At 40.0% G+C, this 19,436-nt stretch carries 17 protein-coding genes; all 17 read right to left on the minus strand.

The window, feature by feature from the left end; genetic code table 11:
• Positions 1-34: 34 nt before the first annotated feature.
• Positions 35-1,321 (minus strand): cell division protein FtsA, encoded by a 1,287-nt coding sequence (ftsA, locus tag NSS70_RS12670; RefSeq protein WP_340881726.1) that lies wholly within the window; start codon positions 1,319-1,321, stop codon positions 35-37.
• Between the two features lie 129 nt (positions 1,322-1,450).
• Complete coding sequence (locus NSS70_RS12675) at positions 1,451-1,822, minus strand: small basic family protein (RefSeq protein ID WP_311066249.1); 372 nt, start codon at positions 1,820-1,822, stop codon at positions 1,451-1,453.
• Between the two features lie 2 nt (positions 1,823-1,824).
• Complete coding sequence (locus tag NSS70_RS12680) at positions 1,825-2,547, minus strand: DUF881 domain-containing protein (protein WP_232515562.1); 723 nt, start codon at positions 2,545-2,547, stop codon at positions 1,825-1,827.
• A 49-nt stretch (positions 2,548-2,596) separates the two neighbouring features.
• Complete coding sequence (locus NSS70_RS12685) at positions 2,597-3,304, minus strand: DUF881 domain-containing protein (protein WP_063388492.1); 708 nt, start codon at positions 3,302-3,304, stop codon at positions 2,597-2,599.
• The gene (locus tag NSS70_RS12690) at positions 3,291-4,082 is read right to left on the minus strand and encodes a cell division protein FtsQ/DivIB (RefSeq protein ID WP_063388493.1); all 792 of its coding nucleotides are present in this window, start codon (positions 4,080-4,082) and stop codon (positions 3,291-3,293) included. The genes NSS70_RS12685 and NSS70_RS12690 overlap by 14 nt, the downstream gene beginning before the upstream one ends.
• Positions 4,083-4,254: 172 nt before the next feature.
• Positions 4,255-5,166, minus strand: a complete 912-nt coding sequence (gene murB, locus NSS70_RS12695; protein WP_340881730.1) for a UDP-N-acetylmuramate dehydrogenase — start codon at positions 5,164-5,166, stop codon at positions 4,255-4,257.
• A 16-nt stretch (positions 5,167-5,182) separates the two neighbouring features.
• Entirely contained in the window at positions 5,183-6,289 is a 1,107-nt protein-coding gene (murG, locus tag NSS70_RS12700) for an undecaprenyldiphospho-muramoylpentapeptide beta-N-acetylglucosaminyltransferase (protein ID WP_063388495.1), read from the minus strand.
• A gap of 109 nt (positions 6,290-6,398) precedes the next feature.
• Positions 6,399-7,499, minus strand: coding sequence for a stage V sporulation protein E (gene spoVE, locus NSS70_RS12705; RefSeq protein ID WP_063388496.1), 1,101 nt, complete (start codon positions 7,497-7,499; stop codon positions 6,399-6,401).
• A gap of 41 nt (positions 7,500-7,540) precedes the next feature.
• Entirely contained in the window at positions 7,541-8,896 is a 1,356-nt protein-coding gene (gene murD / locus NSS70_RS12710; RefSeq protein ID WP_429652951.1) for a UDP-N-acetylmuramoyl-L-alanine--D-glutamate ligase, read from the minus strand.
• A complete protein-coding gene (gene mraY, locus NSS70_RS12715; protein ID WP_066251816.1) occupies positions 8,897-9,871 on the minus strand; it encodes a phospho-N-acetylmuramoyl-pentapeptide-transferase in 975 nt (324 codons plus the stop codon). It abuts the gene before it with no gap.
• 102 nt (positions 9,872-9,973) lie between these two features.
• Positions 9,974-11,452, minus strand: coding sequence for a UDP-N-acetylmuramoyl-L-alanyl-D-glutamate--2,6-diaminopimelate ligase (locus NSS70_RS12720; RefSeq protein ID WP_340881734.1), 1,479 nt, complete (start codon positions 11,450-11,452; stop codon positions 9,974-9,976).
• Positions 11,453-11,561: 109 nt separating this feature from the next.
• Positions 11,562-13,499, minus strand: coding sequence for a stage V sporulation protein D (locus NSS70_RS12725; protein WP_340881736.1), 1,938 nt, complete (start codon positions 13,497-13,499; stop codon positions 11,562-11,564).
• 147 nt (positions 13,500-13,646) lie between these two features.
• Positions 13,647-15,803: a penicillin-binding transpeptidase domain-containing protein gene (locus NSS70_RS12730; RefSeq protein ID WP_340881738.1), complete on the minus strand. Its 2,157-nt coding sequence runs from the start codon at positions 15,801-15,803 to the stop codon at positions 13,647-13,649.
• Positions 15,804-15,808: 5 nt separating this feature from the next.
• The gene (ftsL, locus tag NSS70_RS12735) at positions 15,809-16,168 is read right to left on the minus strand and encodes a cell division protein FtsL (protein ID WP_130156250.1); all 360 of its coding nucleotides are present in this window, start codon (positions 16,166-16,168) and stop codon (positions 15,809-15,811) included.
• A 10-nt stretch (positions 16,169-16,178) separates the two neighbouring features.
• Positions 16,179-17,114, minus strand: coding sequence for a 16S rRNA (cytosine(1402)-N(4))-methyltransferase RsmH (gene rsmH, locus NSS70_RS12740; protein ID WP_130156249.1), 936 nt, complete (start codon positions 17,112-17,114; stop codon positions 16,179-16,181).
• Positions 17,115-17,168: 54 nt separating this feature from the next.
• Entirely contained in the window at positions 17,169-17,600 is a 432-nt protein-coding gene (mraZ, locus tag NSS70_RS12745; RefSeq protein WP_063388503.1) for a division/cell wall cluster transcriptional repressor MraZ, read from the minus strand.
• A gap of 123 nt (positions 17,601-17,723) precedes the next feature.
• Positions 17,724-19,394 carry a bacillithiol biosynthesis cysteine-adding enzyme BshC gene (gene bshC / locus NSS70_RS12750; protein WP_340881740.1) on the minus strand — a complete coding sequence of 557 codons (1,671 nt, stop codon included), beginning with the start codon at positions 19,392-19,394 and terminating at the stop codon, positions 17,724-17,726.
• Positions 19,395-19,436 lie beyond the last annotated feature (42 nt).

The following is a 19,436-nucleotide window of genomic DNA, read 5'->3' on the forward strand; positions in this document are numbered from 1 at the left end:
CCTCCCTAATCCATCAATGCTCTATTGACGAAATTTATTCGAAAAAGTACCCAAAAAATTTCTTCACTCTGCTCATTTTTTCTTCATTTTGACGCTTCGTTTTTTGCTTTAAAGTCACTTCATTCGCTTCACTCGGAACAGTTTGCTTAATCTGTTCCACCTCCACCTTCGATCCAATCCGTCTCCCTTGAATTTTTGCATTTTTGTAGGCAAACTGGATGAGACCGACACCTGTCATGTATTGAGGATTTCTAACACCTATGTAGTCGGGGCTAGCAATCCGAACATTGTGGGCGAGTACAGTTTGAGCAAGTTCAAGCACACCAGGAATGTTTGCACTTCCGCCAGTTAACACGAAACCTCCGGGCAATTCCCTGAAGCCCAGTTTTGCAATTTCTTGAGCTACAAGAAGAAAAATTTCCTCCATTCTAGCCTCAATAATATCAGCTATTTGAAGCTGATTGAATTTTTGCATTTTATCGCTGCCTATAATCGGAACATCAAACACCTCGTCTTCAGATGCATGATCATAAAAGGCATGTCCATGTTTAATTTTAATTTTTTCAGCATTTTCTGTGGAAGTTCTAAGACCAATTGATAAATCGTTGGTAATGTGTTCTCCCCCAACCGGTAGAACGGAAATTGTTTTTAACTCTCCGTTTTCAAAAACTGCAATGGTAGTGGATCCCCCGCCAATATCGATAAGAGCTACGCCTAAATTTTTTTCGTCTTTGGATAAAGCAACTGAACCACATGCGAGAGGCTGAAGTGCAATATCCGTAATTTCAAGACCTGCACGTTCAACGCAGCGCAGTAAATTATGTAGAATAGTTTTTGATCCGGTGATGAGCAGTCCTTCCATTTCCAGCCTTACTCCCAACATTCCCCTTGGATCATGTATCCCGTCAAGACCGTCTACAATAAACTGCTTCGGAATGCAATCTATAATTTCCCGATCTGGGGGAATGGATAAAACTTGTGCAGCTTCAATGACACGCCTTACATCTTCATTTTGAATTTCTCGGTTTTCACTTGAAACTGCCACTACTCCTTGACAATCTTGAAGTTTTACATGAGAGCCGCTCACACCGACAACAACTTTATGGAGGGGCATGCCGATCATTCTTTCCGCTTGTTCCACAGCCTTTTTAATAGAATGAACGGTTTCATCTATATCAACAATTGATCCTTTTTTTAAGCCTTTTGATTTCACATTACCAACACCAATAACGTTTAACGATTCATCCATCATTTCGCCAATGATTACTTTTACATTGGATGTACCGATGTCAAGACTGACAAATATTTCATTGCTGTTCAATGCTTTTGGCACCTCCTTATCCAATACTACTATTCTATTACGTCCAATAGAACAATACAATGAAACGAACGTTACATATTTGTTTCAATTTGTATATGTGTAAATTCAACACTTGATCTATTTTCCCTTTTAAAAGTTGGATTTTTTTTTGTTCGTATTTCTGCCGCTGTTCCATTTTGCGATTAAAATTCTGCGAATAACCGCTATATTTTGGAAAAGCCGAACTCCAAAAGCAAACATTGCTACTAAATACAAGTCTACACCAAGATGAACGCCGAGAAAAGCTAAACTTGCAGCTAAAAGTATATTAAAAAAGAATCCGGAAACAAACACAAGCTCATCATAAGAATTTTGCAAGTATGCCCGGAATCCCCCGAACAGAGTATCAAGCGCAGCAAGTATGGCTATTGATAAATAGTTGGAATATTCATCTGGAATTTGAATGTTGCTGTACAGACCTAAGACGATACCTAAAAGAATTCCGATAACCGGGAGCCACATAACTAATTCCCTTCCTTTTCATCTTTAAGAGGTGCCATATTTTGAATGCGGATCGATTTTTCATAAGGCGGTATAATTAGCTGTTTCTGCGGTGCAGATACGGTCAATTTCAAATTATCAATCGCAAAATCGTCTTTCAATGCAGATCCATTTATTTTACTGTAAAGTTTTTCAGCGTCGTTTGATAAAATTTTGATTTCAATCGGGTAAGTGTTCAGACTGTTTCCGTCAATTTTCGTTATTCCGTTAATATCGCGGATAACGGTTGTGTTGACAACTCTGTATCCGTTTATTGAAATTTCTTTTGCTTCATAAGAGTTCACTTCATTGATCAGACGCTTTAAAAGCTCTGGCGAAATCGGCTGAATAGGTTTTCCGAGCAGGTTGCTGTCAAACAAAGGCTCAACTGTGAGAACGACACCCTCACCTTTTACTTCGGTTAAACCCGCTTTCGCCTTCAGCTCTTCTAAAGTATCTTTCAACGCTTTTTCAGGACTTTCGTTTTTTTCCATTTCCCTTTGCATTTGGTCATATTTGCGGATTTCTTCTAACAATTCCACTTGAAGCTTCTGTTCTCTTTTTAAATCTTCACGGAGCTCCCACATATCCCTCGTATCACGCTCGTCCGGTTCTTCTATGGATCGATATTGCACGCCAAGCATAAACCCAAAAATTGTTGTAATGATGGAAAATGTAAAGGCAAATTTCCATTTTGGTTTAATCAATCGTCCATCACCTTTCTTTTTTCTAGAGCTAGGTTAGCTAGGGTTTCCGCTAATCATCCAGTTCATTTGACAAATAGGGCCCCATTTTAATTTCTTTTTTCTTTTCCACCTTTACAACAATATTTTCATAGGCAAGCTGATCCAAAACGCCTCCTGCAATGTTTAGCGCCTGCGTCAATACCTCAGCATCTCCGATGGCAGAAATAACAAATGGAGCGGGAAATTGGTTTCCATCTACCGTTACGACGGGGCCGTTACAGATGATATAAGAATGATGGAATATTCTTTGTCCGTTGATCGCTACAGCGGTCGCACCTGAAATGAGCAATTCATTCACAACTTTAAAGATGTGGCTTTCATGAACAATATAATTGTTCACATTTTCCCCTTCTGGAACATAAGAAGAGTCTTCGAGCGTCACTTCAATCCCTTCGCCGACAACCCCTACCTCTCCTACAAACATCCTCAATTTTTCAACATCTTCAACTAAGTTATAATAAAGCTCTTTCTCTTTTTTCAATTGCTCTTCAATTTCTGTAACTTTTTTTTGTTTTTGAAAAAGCTCCTCCTGGAGCTTCCGGTTTGTTTCTTCTTGATTGATCAGCAGCTTTCTTGTTTCATATTCTTTTTCCCACTGTTCTGGTGATACATTCAAATCTTTTCTTTCTTTTGTCCATTGAAAAGAATATGAAATTAAGAAACCGACGACGAGCATAATAAAAAATAACATGACATGGCTGGCATTAGCTTTCCTCATCGGCTTTGTCCCCTTTATTCTTCTGTGATCCTTTCTTGCTGTAAGGCTCAAAATAAGAACCGACTTCTAAGTGGATAATCCCTTTTACTTTCGGGTTGAGTTCTTTTACAATCATTGGATATGAACGCATTTTTTCAGCAAAAGTTTTCATAGAAGCTCTCACTTCATAGCCGTTGTTCATAAATAATGTAATTATGTACGGATCCATTTTTTCCGGCGTATAGTGAACCTCAGAAATGGAATTGGAAATGGAATGCGGAAGGTTTGTCAATTGTTCAGTCATGAGATGAGCAAATTCAGCATCGTCAAAACCGAATAAGATCGGAGCATCAGGCACTTTTACGCTTTTTTGTCCATCTAAAGTTTCCCCGTTTTCCAAAACCGGGTAAAAGGATGATCCATTGGACACGTAGGCTACTCGTTTCATTTCTTCAATTTCAATCCGAATGGTGTGAGGGAAAATTTTGACTATGTTCGCACCTTTCACTTCTTTATGTTTTTTCAAGGCTTTGATCGTTTTTTCTTTATTAACACTCCAAAAATTCGTCTGTTGATCGATACCGGAAAGCGAAATGATTTCATCGCTGGGAACATTGACATTTCCGCTCACTTCTACGTTTTTCACTTTGCTTAACGGCGTTTCTAAATAAATAATTAATAAAATAAGCAAGGAGAAGGTGAGAATAAATAGTATAAATCTCCTATTTGCCTTTTGTTTGCGCTGCTGCTTGAGCTTCGGTATCCGATCCTCGATTGAAACGATTTTTTCTTTTTCCAAGTCTATGTTCACCCCATCCTAGATTCATTGAATCCAGGTTTAATATATAAGCTTGTCCAAAAGGAGCAAAAAATGTTTAAAGGTGAAAAAACGGCAATAGCATGCCGTTTTAAAAAAATCTTGTTGAAATATTATAACATAATGTACAAGCTGAAAGGGAGAAAGATTTTTCCTATTTATTCCTTCCAACAATTTCAACTTCCGTTTCCATTTTGATTTGGAATTGCTCGTAAATCGTCTTTTTTACAAAATCGATGAGGGCCAGAACATCTGAAGCTGTTGCATTGTCTTCATTGACAATAAAATTCCCGTGCATCTCCGATATTTTTGCGCCTCCGATTTTGTAGCCTTTTAAGCCGGCTTTTTCAATGAGCTGACCAGCATAATGAGGAAGGGGGTTTCGGAAAATGCTTCCTGCGCAAGGATGGTTCCAAGGTTGTGTTTCACGGCGATATTCTTTATTTTTTTGCATAGTGGATACGATGCTGTCTCTATCTCCTTTTTTTAATTGAAATACCGCTTCTAAACATATTCCCGGGCGCTTTTTTTGCAAGATAGAGCTGCGATATGAAAATTCCATTTCTTCATTGGAAAGCCATTCTAATGTCCCATCTGCAAACAAAATATGCGCCTTTTTGAGAACATTTGAAATATCCGAGCCGTGCGCACCCCCATTCATATAGACCGCACCGCCTACAGATCCGGGAATGCCGCTGGCAAATTCTAAACCAGACAATCCTTTTCTGCTGATCAATGTTGACAGGCTGACTAATGAATAGCCTCCCCCCACTGTGATCTCCTCATCTTGAATGGTTAAATGGCTGATGCCGTTTCCTAATTTAATTACGACCCCGGCAATTCCTTCATCTAAAACAAGTAAATTGGATCCTCTCCCTATTACGCGCCAATCTGCATGATGCTTTTTGATGATTTCCATTGTTTTCATTAAGCCTTCAATGCTTTTTGGCTCGACAAACACATCTGCCGGTCCGCCGACTTTCATCGTTGTATGTTTTTTTAACGGCTCATTCTCAAGCACTTTTCCTACATCAGCTCGAATTAACTCTTCCAACAGCTGCTTCACATGTATCCCCCCATTTTCAAATCTTGTTATTAGCAGCGGCAAGTTCGTTCATGACTTGATAAAGCCTTTTGGCTGCATCACGAACTCCCAGTTCAAAAGAAGCTTCGCTCATGCTCTTCAACGTTTCCGGATTCAGTAAAATTTGATCGATCAACGTTAACAAACGATGCCCTGTTAAATTTTGTTCAAGCAATAAAACGGCAGCGTTTCTTTCACTGAGTGTGCGGGCATTTGCTTCTTGATGATTGGCTGTAACATACGGGCTTGGAATTAATATGCTTGGAAGACCAAGCGCTGTTATTTCCGCTAAAGTCGTAGCACCTGCTCTTGATACGATTAAATCAACTGCTGCCAGCACATCCGGCATTTGGTGGATAAACGGTTTGATAATAATATTTTTCAGCCGGCCGCAATCACCTATTTGTTCCATTATTTGCTTGTAATGAACCTCACCGGTGACATAAACAATTTGATACGGCTTTTTCGATAATTCGTCAAGGATGCTGAGGACAGATTCATTAATCGGTCTTGCCCCGCGGCTTCCTCCAAAGATGAGCACGGATTTTACATTCTCTGTTAAATTTAAAGATGATTTACCTTTTGCCCGATCGCCGCCAATCACTTCCTGCGCGCGAGGATTTCCTGTTAGAACAACTTTTTCTTCCGGAAAAAATTTTTTGGAGCTTTCAAAAGAAATGGCGACTTTATCAACATATTTTGCTAAAAATTTATTAGTCAAACCAGGCACGCTGTTTTGTTCGTGGATGATTGTCGGTATTCCGAGTCTGCTGGCTGCATAAACGACTGGTCCCGAAACATATCCTCCAGTCCCAATTACAACATCCGCCTGAAACTCTTTTAGCAGCTTTTTGCAGATGGCGAAGCTGTTGAAAAATCGATAAACTGTTTTAACATTATCAAACGACAGCTTTCGTTTAAAACCGCTAATTTTAATCGCTTTAAACGGGATCCCTTCCCGTGCCACAATCTCTTTTTCCAGTCCATTTTCCGTCCCTATATATAAAAAATTGGCATGAGGGTCATATTTTTTCACTTCTTTTATGAAAGCAAGCGCAGGATAAATATGACCGCCGGTTCCTCCTCCACTTACGACAATGTTCATTCAAAAAGCCCCCCTGAAATGTTAGAAACTTTTTATAAAACAGTTAAAAGAGGCTGAGCAAACAAGCCGAAAAGCCCCCTTTTTTCCATATTTATCCAGATTGGAAAGCTTAATATTTTGCATATCGGCTAATATTTAAAAGCACCCCGATTGCCATCAGCATTAACGTCAGTGACGATCCTCCATAGCTTAAAAACGGAAGGGTGATGCCCGTTACAGGCATTAATCCTGTGACAACCCCGATATTGATCATCACTTGAATCGCAACCATTGCAACAATGCCGACAGCTAGCAAGCTGCCGAATAAATCAGGCGCGTTCAACGCGATTAAAATTCCCCGCCAAAGCAAAAGAGAGAATAATAAAAGCACAAGAGAACCGCCTATAAACCCCAATTCTTCCGCAACGATCGCAAAAATAAAATCTGTTTGTGGCTCGGGCAAATAAAAAAACTTTTGTCTGCTTTGACCCAATCCTAATCCGAAAAGGCCTCCAGGGCCAATTGCATAAAGCGATTGAATAATTTGAAACCCGCTCCCAAGCGGATCCTCCCATGGATTGAGGAACGAAGTGATCCTTTTCATACGATAAGGAGCTGATAACACAAGAGCGGTAAAACCGAGTGCACCTATCAATCCCAGTCCGATAAAATGGCTAATTTTCGCTCCTGCTGCAAAGATCATGACGACACATGCTCCCATCATCACCGTTGCTGTTCCTAAATCCGGCTGAAGCATAATGATCCCAAATGCTAAAAAGACTAATCCTAAGGACGGGAAAAGCCCTTTTTTAATGGTTGTTACAAATTTTTGATTTTCGGACAAAAATTTAGCCAGAAAGGCGATCATCGCTAGCTTCATAAACTCAGAAGGCTGAATGGAAAATGCCCCGACACCGATCCAGCTTCTGGAGCCATTTCGTACAACGCCAATTCCAGGAATCAACACGGCAATCAGCAAAACGAAGCATACGATTAAAAGCACCTTTGCCCACGTTCTCCATGTCCAATAGTCTATATTCATAAAAAAGAACATGGCAACAATGCCCAAGGCAGCGAACAGCAGCTGCCGCTTTGCAAAAAAGAATGCATCGTCAAATTTATACGTTGCCCATATGGCGCTTGCGCTATATACCATGATTAAACCGATCGAAAGCAGCAAAAATGTGATCAAAATTAAAATGAAATCTGGAGATTTGCTTTTTGTCGACACGCCGAACACCCCATCTTTTTTAAGCTTAAGGGTACGAGCCCTTATTTTAGCTTATGCACGGCGTTTATGAAAATGTCTCCTCTCTCTTCGAATGTTTTATATTGATCCCAGCTTGCACAGGCCGGAGAGAGCAAAATGACATCACCTATATCCGATATGCGAAACGCCGCAAAGACTGCTTGTTCCACATTATCGACATGTTCTATCAGTTCTATTCCAGCCTTCTTTGCAGCCTTCTTTATTTTTGGGGCAGTTTGTCCAAAGGTGATGACTGCTTTCACATGTTTGAGATACGGGATTAATTCATCAAATTCATTCCCCCGGTCAAGCCCTCCGGCCAGCAATACAACAGGGGATGAAAAAGCTTCGAGAGCCTTTGTTGTTGCCAAAATATTCGTGGCCTTCGAATCGTTATAAAATTTTCTTCCTGAAACTTCGCCAACATATTGCAGGCGATGCTTTACACCTGAAAACGATGCCAGCACCTTTTGAATCGCTTTGTTTCCAACATTTTTCGCCTTTACTGCACAAATAGCGGCCAAAATATTTTCTAAGTTATGCTTGCCGACAAGAGCGATATCTTTTATATCAATAATTTTTTCACCATCATACCAAATGGATTCATTTTGGATATAAGCACCATTTGATACTTCCTTATTGGTTGAAAAATAAATTTTCTTTCCGTTTGACAGTTCAGACAGACGCACAACATCTTGATCATCCGAATTGATAACCGCAACCGATTGGTCATCTTGGTTCGAAAAAATTTTCCCTTTCGCTTGCATATAATTTTCGCGAGTTCCATGATAATCTAGATGGGCATTAAAAATATTTAACAAGACCGCGACTGAAGGTTTAAAATGAATGGTTCCTAAAAGCTGAAACGAGGATACCTCCATAACTACAATTTGTTCCTTTGTCGCTTCCTGTACAACTTCACAAGCCACATTTCCGATATTTCCTGCCAGCAGCGGCTGTTTTCCATCTGCCTTTAGCATTTCGTATATTAAAGTTGTCGTCGTCGTTTTTCCATTCGATCCAGTTATCGCAATAATTTCCGCTTCAGAAATTTGATACGCAAGCTCGACTTCGGTTATAACGGGAATATTTTGGCTCGCTGCTTTTTGTACGATCGGGTTTGTGTATGGAATGCCTGGATTTTTTACAACAATATCAATATTATGCTCCTCGAGCAATTGTTCCGGATGTTCTCCTAAAATAAGTTTGATCCCTAAACTTTCAAGTTCTTTTACATCATCATTTGCTTCGTATGGTTTCATGTCGTTTACGGTAACACGAGCACCTAGTTTATGCAATAATTTAGCGGCTCTCAAGCCGCTTTTCGCCAAACCTAATACGAGAACGTTTTGATCGACATACATTTGTACATTTTTCAATTATAACCACACCTCGATGATAATTCCTAGTATTGCAAAAAGCAAACCCATCGCCCAGAATGTCACGACGACTTTCCATTCCGACCATCCGTTTAATTCATAGTGATGGTGGAGCGGGCTCATTTTAAACACTCTTTTTCCAGTCATTTTAAAGGAAATTACTTGAATAATGACTGATAATGTTTCAATAACAAACACGCCGCCAATCACTATAAGCAAAATTTCTAATTTTGTCAAAATGGCTACAGCGACAATCGCTCCGCCTAAAGCCAATGAGCCAGTATCTCCCATGAACACTTTTGCAGGGTGAGCGTTGAACACTAAAAAGCCTAATACGGAACCGACCACTGCAACACTAAAGATGGCGATATCATATTGACTATTGTTCCATGCCAATACAGCAAATGCTCCGAAAGCAATTGCAGCGCAGCCGGATAATAATCCATCGAGACCGTCGGTCAAATTGACGGCATTTGAGCCGCCTACAAGCATAAACAAAATAAGAACCGGGTAGAGCCAGCCAAGATCAAAAGAAAGTTCCGTCCCCGGCAATCGAATTTCTGTAGAGAACTCAAATTGATTTAAAACAAAATAAAAAATAACCGCAACAATGATTTGACCGATTAATTTTTGTTTTGAAGTCAGACCGAGATTTCTTTTTAACACCACTTTAATCATATCGTCTAAAAATCCGAGGAGTCCGTAACCGATCGTTACAAACAACAGCAAAAACGTTTCGATCCCCGGTTTCGAAAATTTATTGGTCATGACAATAGTGGTGATAATGATGGATAACATAATCATGACTCCGCCCATCGTCGGAGTTCCGGATTTTTTTTGGTGGGATTTTGGTCCTTCATCCCGAATACTTTGGCCAAATTTCAGCCTTCTTAAAAATGGAATAAAAATGGGAGAAAGTAATACACTGATTAAAAAGCCCATTAAGATGGTAAAAAGCACGACTTGTTCTAGCATTGATACTTCCTCCTCCCACCAAAACCAACATTTGCCTTTATATCCATATGATTATTGATGTTAAACCATTCCAATTCCATAACAAATCCTCTTCCTGCTTGATTATTTATTCTCTTTCAATTGAATAGCGCGAATAGCCACTTTTCGATCATCGAAGTCAAATTTTTTGTCCCCGATTTGTTGATATGTTTCATGGCCTTTTCCTGCAATGACGACGACATCTCCTTCTTCTGCATTGCTGATTGCAAATTGGATGGCTTCCTCTCGATCGACAATTGAATGAAAAGGTTCTCCGTCGACACCAGCTGTCATATCTTTTAATATTTGATGCGGATCTTCATTTCTAGGGTTGTCGGAAGTAAAAATTGGAATGTCCGCCCACTGAACAGCAATTTTCGCCATAAGCGGACGCTTCGTTCGATCGCGGTCTCCTCCGCAGCCAACGACTAAAATGACTCTCTTTTTGGCAAGCTCCTTCACCGTTTTCAATAAATTATCCAAGCTGTCTGGTGTGTGTGCATAGTCAATAATGACGGAAAAATTTTGTCCGCAATCTACTAACTCAAATCGGCCGCGCACACCTTCCATCGATTCGACCGCTTCGATGATCTTCTCGATCTCAACTCCTGAAACTAAAGAAGCCGCAATAGCAGCAAGAACATTATAAACGCTGAATTTCCCGACTAATTTCATTTGTACAGGAAATGTACCTTCAGGAGTAACGAGGAGAAAAGAAGTCCCGCTTGCATTCATTTTCAAATCTTTCGCCATAATCTCACATTCGTTTTCAATTCCATATGTAACGATATGGGAAGAAGTCATATGTCTGTAATAGTCAGAGGCTGGATCATCACCATTCAATATAGAAAATTTTGGATGATTATGATCATATTTATTTCCGAGCTGAGCAAACAATAATCCTTTCGCATTTCGATATTCTTCCATTGTTTGGTGATAGTCTAAATGGTCTTGGGTGAGATTCGTAAATACTGCAACATCAAAATCACAGCCGTGGACTCGTCCCATATGCAGCGCATGAGAGGAAACCTCCATACTGGCGTGGGTCACGTTCTCCTCAATCATCTTTTTAAATGTTTTTTGCAGGGTTAAGCTGTCAGGCGTTGTATTTTTTACTTCGTATTGTTGATCATTTATTTTTGTATACATTGTTCCGATTAAACCGGTTTTATAGCCGGCATTGCGAAAAATATGATCAATCAGATGAGTCGTAGTCGTTTTTCCGTTCGTGCCCGTGACACCGATGAGGTGAAGCTTATGTGTTGGCTGATCATAAAAATAATCAGCAAGCACAGCCATTGCCCGTTTTGTATCATTTACGACAATTACCGGGATATCATCCGGCAGATGGTTCAGCGGTTTTTCTGATAACAGAGCGGCTGCGCCTTTTTTTACAGCTTCTAAAGCAAACTCATGACCGTCTACCGTAAAGCCTTTGATGCAAATAAATAAGCTTCCTTCCTTCACAGCACGCGAATCCATTTCCAATGAAGTAATCTCAGGATTCCCATTACCATAACGTTTATAATGATGTAGAGCAGTGAGAATTGCATCTAATTTCATAACGATAATCCTTTCTCAAAAAAACATTCTCCATTATTTTATCTTAGCTTAAAATGAGCGACAAGGGCTTTTCAAAAGCAGTTGTTTCAAAAAGCCCTTTTTTAGAAAATTATTCGTCTGCTGCCGCCTCGTCTCCTAATAAAATTCTTACAGTAGATCCTTCTTTTACCTTTACGCCTGCTTTTGGCGATTGTTGAACGACTACCTTGCCGTCGCCGTTTACATCAAGTTTTAAATTCACAAGCTGTTCAGCGAGCTCCTGTTTTGTGAGTCCTAAAACGTCCGGTACTGTGACGAACTTTTCATCCAGCCAAGTTTCCTTTTTTTCAATTTGCTTCGTTCTAGGCTTCACACCGAGCTGTCGGAGACTGTCTTTTATGATTGTTCCTACAATTGGCGCGGCAACAACACCGCCAAATTGCACCGTTCCCTTTGGATTATCAACGGCGACATAAACAACTATTTGAGGGTTGTCTGCAGGTGCAAAACCAATAAACGATACAATATGATTATTTGTCAAATATCCTCCGCCGGGAGCAGCTTTTTGCGCAGTCCCCGTTTTTCCTCCGACCCGATACCCTTCAACAAACGCTCCTCTTCCTGTACCTTTTGCAACAACACTTTCAAGAGCAGCGCGAATTTGTTTGGATGTTTCCTCGGAAATAACGCGTCTTTTCGCCTCAGGAGTCTTTCTTGATACAACATCTCCCGTATCCGGATCAATCCATTCTTTTGCGATATTCGGTGTATATAAAACACCGCCGTTGATCGCGGCTGAAACAGCGGCCACTTGCTGGATCGGCGTTACAGAGACCCCTTGGCCGAACGCTGTGGTCGCAAGCTCGACAGGTCCAACCTGACTTTCTTGAAATAGAATGCCGCTTCCTTCACCTGCTAAATCAATCCCCGTTTTTTCACCAAAGCCAAATTTTTTAATATATTCAAACAAAGTCGATGTTCCCAGCCTTTGTCCAAGTTCAACAAATCCCGGGTTGCATGAATTTTGAACAACTTCAAGAAACGTCTGATCCCCATGTCCGCCTTTTTTCCAACATCTTAATGTCGCACCGGCAACTTTTACATAACCCGGGTCGTAAAAATGCTCTCTATAAAGATCAACCTTCTTTTCTTCAAGAGCGGCTGCTAACGTGATAATTTTAAATGTTGATCCAGGTTCATACGTGCTCCAGATCGGCAAATTTCGGTTATAAACTTTCGGATCGACATGCTGATATTTTGTCGGATCAAATGTCGGTCTTGATGCCATGCCTAAAATTTCTCCGTTGTTCGGATTCATAGCAATGGCAATTATTCCGTCCGGATTGTATTTCGATTCGGCAATGTCCAATTCCCTTTCGATGATCGATTGAATTTTTGCATCAATCGTCAGCTTTAAATTCAAGCCGTCCACAGGAGGCATATATTCCTCCACTTCATTTGGCATTCTTTTTCCTTTAGCATCAGAATAAAATTTAACATATCCTTTTTGGCCTTTCAATTGCCGATCATAATATAATTCAAGTCCGCTTAGCCCTTGGTTGTCGATCCCTGTAAAGCCTAAAACGTGCGCTAAAAGGCTGTTAAACGGATAATATCTTTTAGAATCTTCGGCAATGTAAACGCCTTTTAAATTTAAACTGCGTATTTCTTGCGCTTTTTCGTCAGATATTTTCCGCCCTTCAGGATGAACACGGACAATCATTTCTTTTTTCGTTACGTATTGATAAGCTTTTTCCGTCGGCATATTTAAGACAGAAGCAAGCTTTTGAGCCGTTTCAGCTGGATTTTCGACCTGACGGGGAATGATAAATACGCTCGGGGCACTGACATTTGTCGCAAGCTTCTCCCCATTTCTGTCCACGATTTCTCCCCGCTTTGGTTCAAAAGGAATATTTCTGCTCCATAAATCCTTGGCAAGAGAAGTTAATTGCCCGCCTAACACAAATTGGACATATCCTAGTCTTACTTCGATCACGGCGAAAATCAAAAAACCTGCCAATAGAACGAAAACGAGCCGTTTTCTTACTGTTACATTTGAAACGCGCATATATACGATAACTCCCCTCATGTAGGTTCGCTATCAAAATATATGCCTCGTCCATTTAATATAGAACAAGCTTCAAGCGGAAGCAGGCGCCCGCTTGCCGAACCGTTCCCAGATACATTTTTTTAAAAGCGGGCTCCTATTGTGGTACTACTTAGGCTTTTTTAATTTAATAGTTAATTGATCTCCTTTTCTAATTTCAGTGCCTGGTTTAATATTTTGTGCGTTAACATATCCGCTTCCTTCATATTTCAGCTCAAGCTCCATGATGGAACACAGCTTCATCACATCCCGCAACGACCATCCGGAAATGTTCGGCATTTTTACAGCTCCGTCCGTTAGAAGAAACACTTTTTCTCTTTGGATCACCCGTGAAGTCGCGCTTGGATATTGGGAGGTGACGGTGGCTCCGCCGCCTAGAACAATTGGTTGAATTTGCTGTTTTTCGAGCTGTTGAACGGCTTGTTGAACCTGCTGGCCTTTATATTCAAGCAGTGAAACTCCGACTTCTTTTTCATTTTTAACATTTTTTTCCTCCTTCGCAGCAGCAGTCGTCGGTTCAATTTTTAAATATTCAAGACTATTTTTCATCACTGATTTAAAAATCATGGAAACAGGAGCTGAACCGGTTTCTGTCGGCTTCAACTTCGGCTGCTGAACAGCAATGTAAACAATGAGCTCTGGATTTTCTTTTGGAGCCATCCCTAAAAAGGAAAATACATAATTTTCCCGGCCCGTTAAATAACGTCCTCCTTCTCCTGCTATTTGAGCTGTCCCAGTCTTCCCGGCGATGTGATACCCCGGTATTTGAAAAGGTTTCCCTGTTCCATGTTCAGATGTCACAACAGTTTCTAAAATATCAAGCGTTTTCGCAGCAGTTTCTTTTGTGATTGGTTCGCCTTCTACCGATGGTTCCGTCTTCTTTAGCACTCGATTTGTGTCAGGGTCTACAATTTTATCGATGACATAAGGCTTCATCATCTTCCCATCGTTGGCAATAGCTGTTGCAGCTTGTACGAGCTGGATTGGTGTGAAAGCTGACGCTTGTCCAAATGCAGTCGAAATTTTATCCCTCTCCCATTTGTAATTTAATTTGCTGTTCTCTTCGTTCGGCAAATCAATACCCGTTTTCTCTAAAAATCCAAAACGATTTAAATATTGATAAAACCGCTCAAGCCCAATCTTTTTATGCGCTAATATGGCAAAACCGACATTGGATGACCGCTGAACAGCTTCATCAAACGTAATGGTGCCCCATCCGACATTGTTATGATCGTATATAGGACTTGCGCCTTTTACTTTATACATCCCGGACTTATATTTTTCGTTGCCGTTATAAACCCCTTCATTGACCGCAGCAGCTAATGTAAAAATTTTCATTGTCGAACCAGGCTCAAAACGGTAAGAAACAGCGTCATTGTAAAAATTTTGAATATCACGCTCGTTTGGATCAAAGCTTGGCCGCTGAGACATCGCTAAAATTTTCCCCGTTTTTGGGTCTGCGACAATTCCGATCATTTTCGTCGGCTGATATTGTTTTTCCGCTTCATTTAACGCATCTTCCAAAAACGTTTGAATTTTTTGGTCAATTGTTAAATAAACGTCGGCTCCGTTATTCGGCGTAACAATTTTGTCTTTGCTGTGCGGCAGCTTGTAGCCGCTTCGGTCGCTTTCATATATCACATATCCGTCTGTTTCCTGCAAATATTTATCTAAGCTTTTTTCTATCCCCAGCTGCCCGGTTGTTTTTCCCGTCTTTTCATCTCGCTTGGCGTAGCCAATCACATATGATGCAAATTTTCCGTTTGGATAAAAACGTTTTGTATCGCGAATAAAACCGATGCCGGGCAATTTAAGCTTTTCAATTTGCTGTTTTTTCGCAAAGCTGATGTTTCTTCCTTTTTCTCCGAATTCGACCTGAAATTTGTCTTTTTTCAAAATAGCTTCGATTTCTTTCTGTTTCATTCCAAGAACGGGAGCTAATTTTTCTGCCGTTTCTTCAGGATCGACAACATGATTCGGATGGTCGGGATCCGTTGTCATTTTTTCATCCAATACAGCTACTAATGTATAGGTAACAGTATCTTCAGCGAGCACGTTTCCTTTTTGATCCAATATTTGGCCGCGGCGGGCTTCAAGCATGCGCTTTTTTTCATATTTTTCTTTTGCCTTTACAGCTAGCACTTGACCATCGACAGTTCCTGTCGCTTGAATGTAGAAAAACCTCCCAAATAAGATAAAAAAGAGCAGAACAAATATTACGGATAATATTGCTGCTCCCCGATTCATATTTTTGCTTTTCTTCATCCCAATCAGTCCTGTATGCCTTTTACTTTGCTTGGATCTAATGTGAAGCCTAAGTCTTTAGCAATTTTATAAATTCTTTCAGGTCTTTTCAATTCATCGACCTGAAGGTTTAAATCACTGTTGATTTTTTCCTGATTTTCAATTTTAGCTTCGATTTTCTGCATTTCTATATTTGCTTGATACAATTTCACACTATTTGAGATAATCCAAATGGAGCATACCAGCATCAAAAATAAAAAAACAACAAATAACAGTTTCTCGCCTAATGTAATGGAGGATCTTTTTCGTTTAACAACGAGGGGTTGTTTTGCATGCTTCTTTTCTTCTTGTCGCCTTTCTTGAATTTTGACAGCTAAATTGCTCATAGAAAACCTCCTATTTTTTAATCTTTTCTGCTATACGAAGTTTAGCGGATCTCGCCCTTCGATTTTCTTCAATTTCTTTTTCCGACGGCACGATCGGTTTTTTTGTTATAATTTTGATTTCTGGCAGCATTTCGTTGGGAATTATCGGTATGTTGCGCGGAATTTCTGCTTGGCTGGCAGCTTTTCTAAACGCCAGTTTGCAAATTCGATCTTCTAAAGAATGGAACGTAATGACACATATCCGCCCTTCTGGAGCTAACAGTTCAATTGCCTGACTAACCGCGCTTTCAAAAGCGGAAAGCTCGTCATTGACGGCAATTCTAATTGCTTGAAAGATGCGTTTGGCAGGATGCCCGCCTTTTCTTCTAGCGGCGGAAGGAATGGCCTCTTTTATAATTTCCGTCAGCTCGCCAGTTGTTTGAATGGTCTTTTTTTTGCGGGCAAGTTCAATTTTTCGAGCAATTTGCTTTGAAAATTTTTCTTCTCCATATTGAAAAAAAATTTTTACAAGCTTTTCATAAGGCCAGGTGTTGACAATGGTAAAAGCGGAAAGCTCTTGGTTTTGATCCATTCTCATATCAAGAGGAGCGTCATATTGATAGCTGAAGCCTCGTTCCGGTGTGTCCAGCTGAGGCGAAGATACTCCCAAATCAAACAAAATCCCGTCTACTTTATGAATACCCCTAGAGAAAAGCTCTTCTTTTAAATGTTTAAAATTGCTTTTGATGATGGTTACTTTATCTTGGAAGGGCTCGAGTTTTTCCTTCGCAAAAGCAATTGCAGCTTCATCTTGGTCAAAGGCGTATAAATGTCCAGTTGTCAGCCTTTTAGCAATTTGTTCGCTATGGCCTGCCCCTCCTAATGTGCAATCAACATAAATTCCGTCCTCTTTTATTCGTAAACCTTCAATCGCTTCATCCAGCAAAACTGTCTTATGTACAAACAATATCCAGCACCTCGTTTCCAACGGAAGAAGTTTTGATCATGGATAGGATGAACATCAAATATCAAAATCAATCATGTTTTCTGCAATTTCTTCAAATGATTCTTCTTGTTCAGCCACGTATTGCTCCCAATTTTGTTTGCTCCAAATTTCTATCCGACTGGAAACGCCGATGACGACGCATTCTTTTTCCAATTTCGCGTAAGCAAGAAGTGGAGCCGCAATGTTAATCCGTCCTTGCTTGTCCATTTCACATTCAATAGCGCCGGAAAAGAAAAATCGTGTAAAAGCTCGGGCATCTTTTTTTGTTAATGGGAGAGCTTTCAGTTTCTCTTCAATCACTTTCCATTCGCTGAGGGGATATCCAAACAAGCATTGATCAAGACCTCTCGTGAGAACAAACTTCTCGCCAAGGCCTTCCCTGAATTTTGCGGGTACGATCAATCTTCCTTTTGAATCGATCGTATGTTGGTATTCTCCCATAAACATCACGTTGGCCCCACTTTCATTTCTTTTCCACCACTTCCCCCCACTTTTCACCACAAATTTATTGTACTATTAATGGACATAAAAAAAAACCCTGTATGACACAGGATTTTTCAAAAAATAGTTTTATAATTTGACAATTTTATGTTTTCCATTGAAAGTATATGTCAACTGCTGCAAATCTTTTACAAAATTCGGCCCATATTTGTTTAAATAGTAATAAATATTCCATACTCTTTCTTGCCATTGATTATTCGGTTTCAGTGAATACTCAATACGCCTGAACTTTTGCAGCTCTGCTTCATATTTTGCATGTATCTTTTTTTGAACGATCCTTTCCACAAAATCTATCTGCTGTTCGATAAATTGTGCGTTTTTTCGCAATACGGGCGCTAAGCTTTGGTCGAAATCCTCTATTTTTTCTCGCAATGACCGATGAATGTCCTCAATCTCTTCTTTTGCTTTCGACACATATGCGCTGACATCAAAAGGCTCCTTTTGTTTAAACCACCTATGTTTTAACGGTTCAACCCCCTGCTTAAGAACCTCTTCCAACGGCAGGTCTAATTCTAGCAAGTCCGACTCTATGTTTCTTTCTAAAATCGTCAAATGAATTCTCGGAATAACTGGCGGCACATTCATCGAGAATAAATGAAATACCCCTTTTAATTCTGCCCAATACGCAATTTCTCCTGGTCCGGCGATAAAAGCCAAAGTCGGAAGCAAATATTCCTGCATGACCGGTCTTGTCACTACATTATTGCTGAACTTCCATGGATTCATTCTGACTTCTTCTAAAAGATCAGACAACGAAGACGTCCAATTGATTTCAGGGATCGAAAATAGATTCTTCTCTTTTTCTATGAGCAAATAGCGCTCATCTTCTATTTGATAAAACAGATTGGCGCAGTTTTCTCTCATTGTAATTGCTTGATATGGATATCCTTCTTCTTTTAAAATTTGCTGCTGCTTGACGACTTGATGATAAATGCTGTCAGTTGCCATGAGCATTTGTTCGAAATAAGATTTTTCCAATTCCCGCAATTCTTTTGATCCAGAGTTGATGAGTACAATTCCTTCATCTCCGAACATGGAGATGAGTAATCGTTCAAAAAATTCAACATAAGTGGCAGATTGGTCAAGCTCATGATACAAAGAAGCAAGCAAATGTTTCGTATATTTCGTTTCGCCAAATGCCGCAAAAACTTCTTCCAGCCAAATGCGACAAGCGTTTTTATCAATTGATAACTCCGATATCATTGTTTTTTTTCGCTGTGTTTGCATGATCGTTTTCTTTTTCAAACGCCCTCTGTCTGTCACATAGAGATGATTAATTTCGTCAAAGTCATGATCCTCCCCCGCGATCCAAAAAACGGGAACAACAGGTATGTTCAGCTTTTTCTCTTGCTCTTTCGCCAATGCCAATATGGAAATGATTTTATGTATTGTATATAAAGGTCCTGTTAAGAGTCCAGCTTGCTGACCGCCCACAACGACGACACTATTCGGATTTTTTAATTTTAAAATATTCTCCATTATCTTTTCTGTTGCGTTCAGCCGCTTATGATATTGGATTAAAACATCCGCCAGCTCATCCCTCTTATAAGTCCTTGATAAAATATCGTCATATCTTTTTTGAAATACATCTTCTTGAAATGGATCATAATCAAAATATTTTTCAACCTCTAATCGCCGATTTATATAATTGTTCACAAAAGGATTGGATTGAGGAAGGAAGAGTTCAAACGCCTCCATATCTATTAACTTCCTTTCTTCTAACTTCCTTTCTTCGTTCATTATCATTACCCCGACAAGAGTATAGCATGTAATATTTTCAAA

The sequence above is a fragment of the Aeribacillus sp. FSL K6-2848 genome, assembly GCF_038004325.1.
GTDB lineage: Bacteria > Bacillota > Bacilli > Bacillales > Aeribacillaceae > Aeribacillus > Aeribacillus composti.

Excerpts from the sequence above, each read along its gene's own strand:
- bshC (WP_340881740.1), bottom strand. The coding sequence starts at position 19,394 with ATGAACGAAGAAAGGAAGTTAGAAGAAAGGAAGTTAATAGATATGGAG.
- mraY (WP_066251816.1), bottom strand. The coding sequence starts at position 9,871 with ATGCTAGAACAAGTCGTGCTTTTTACCATCTTAATGGGCTTTTTAATC.
- mraZ (WP_063388503.1), bottom strand. The coding sequence starts at position 17,600 with ATGTTTATGGGAGAATACCAACATACGATCGATTCAAAAGGAAGATTG.
- NSS70_RS12675 (WP_311066249.1), bottom strand. The coding sequence starts at position 1,822 with ATGTGGCTCCCGGTTATCGGAATTCTTTTAGGTATCGTCTTAGGTCTG.
- NSS70_RS12720 (WP_340881734.1), bottom strand. The coding sequence starts at position 11,452 with ATGAAATTAGATGCAATTCTCACTGCTCTACATCATTATAAACGTTAT.
- murG (WP_063388495.1), bottom strand. The coding sequence starts at position 6,289 with ATGAACATTGTCGTAAGTGGAGGAGGAACCGGCGGTCATATTTATCCT.
- NSS70_RS12685 (WP_063388492.1), bottom strand. The coding sequence starts at position 3,304 with ATGAGGAAAGCTAATGCCAGCCATGTCATGTTATTTTTTATTATGCTC.
- NSS70_RS12730 (WP_340881738.1), bottom strand. The coding sequence starts at position 15,803 with ATGAAGAAAAGCAAAAATATGAATCGGGGAGCAGCAATATTATCCGTA.
- ftsL (WP_130156250.1), bottom strand. The coding sequence starts at position 16,168 with ATGAGCAATTTAGCTGTCAAAATTCAAGAAAGGCGACAAGAAGAAAAG.
- NSS70_RS12725 (WP_340881736.1), bottom strand. The coding sequence starts at position 13,499 with ATGCGCGTTTCAAATGTAACAGTAAGAAAACGGCTCGTTTTCGTTCTA.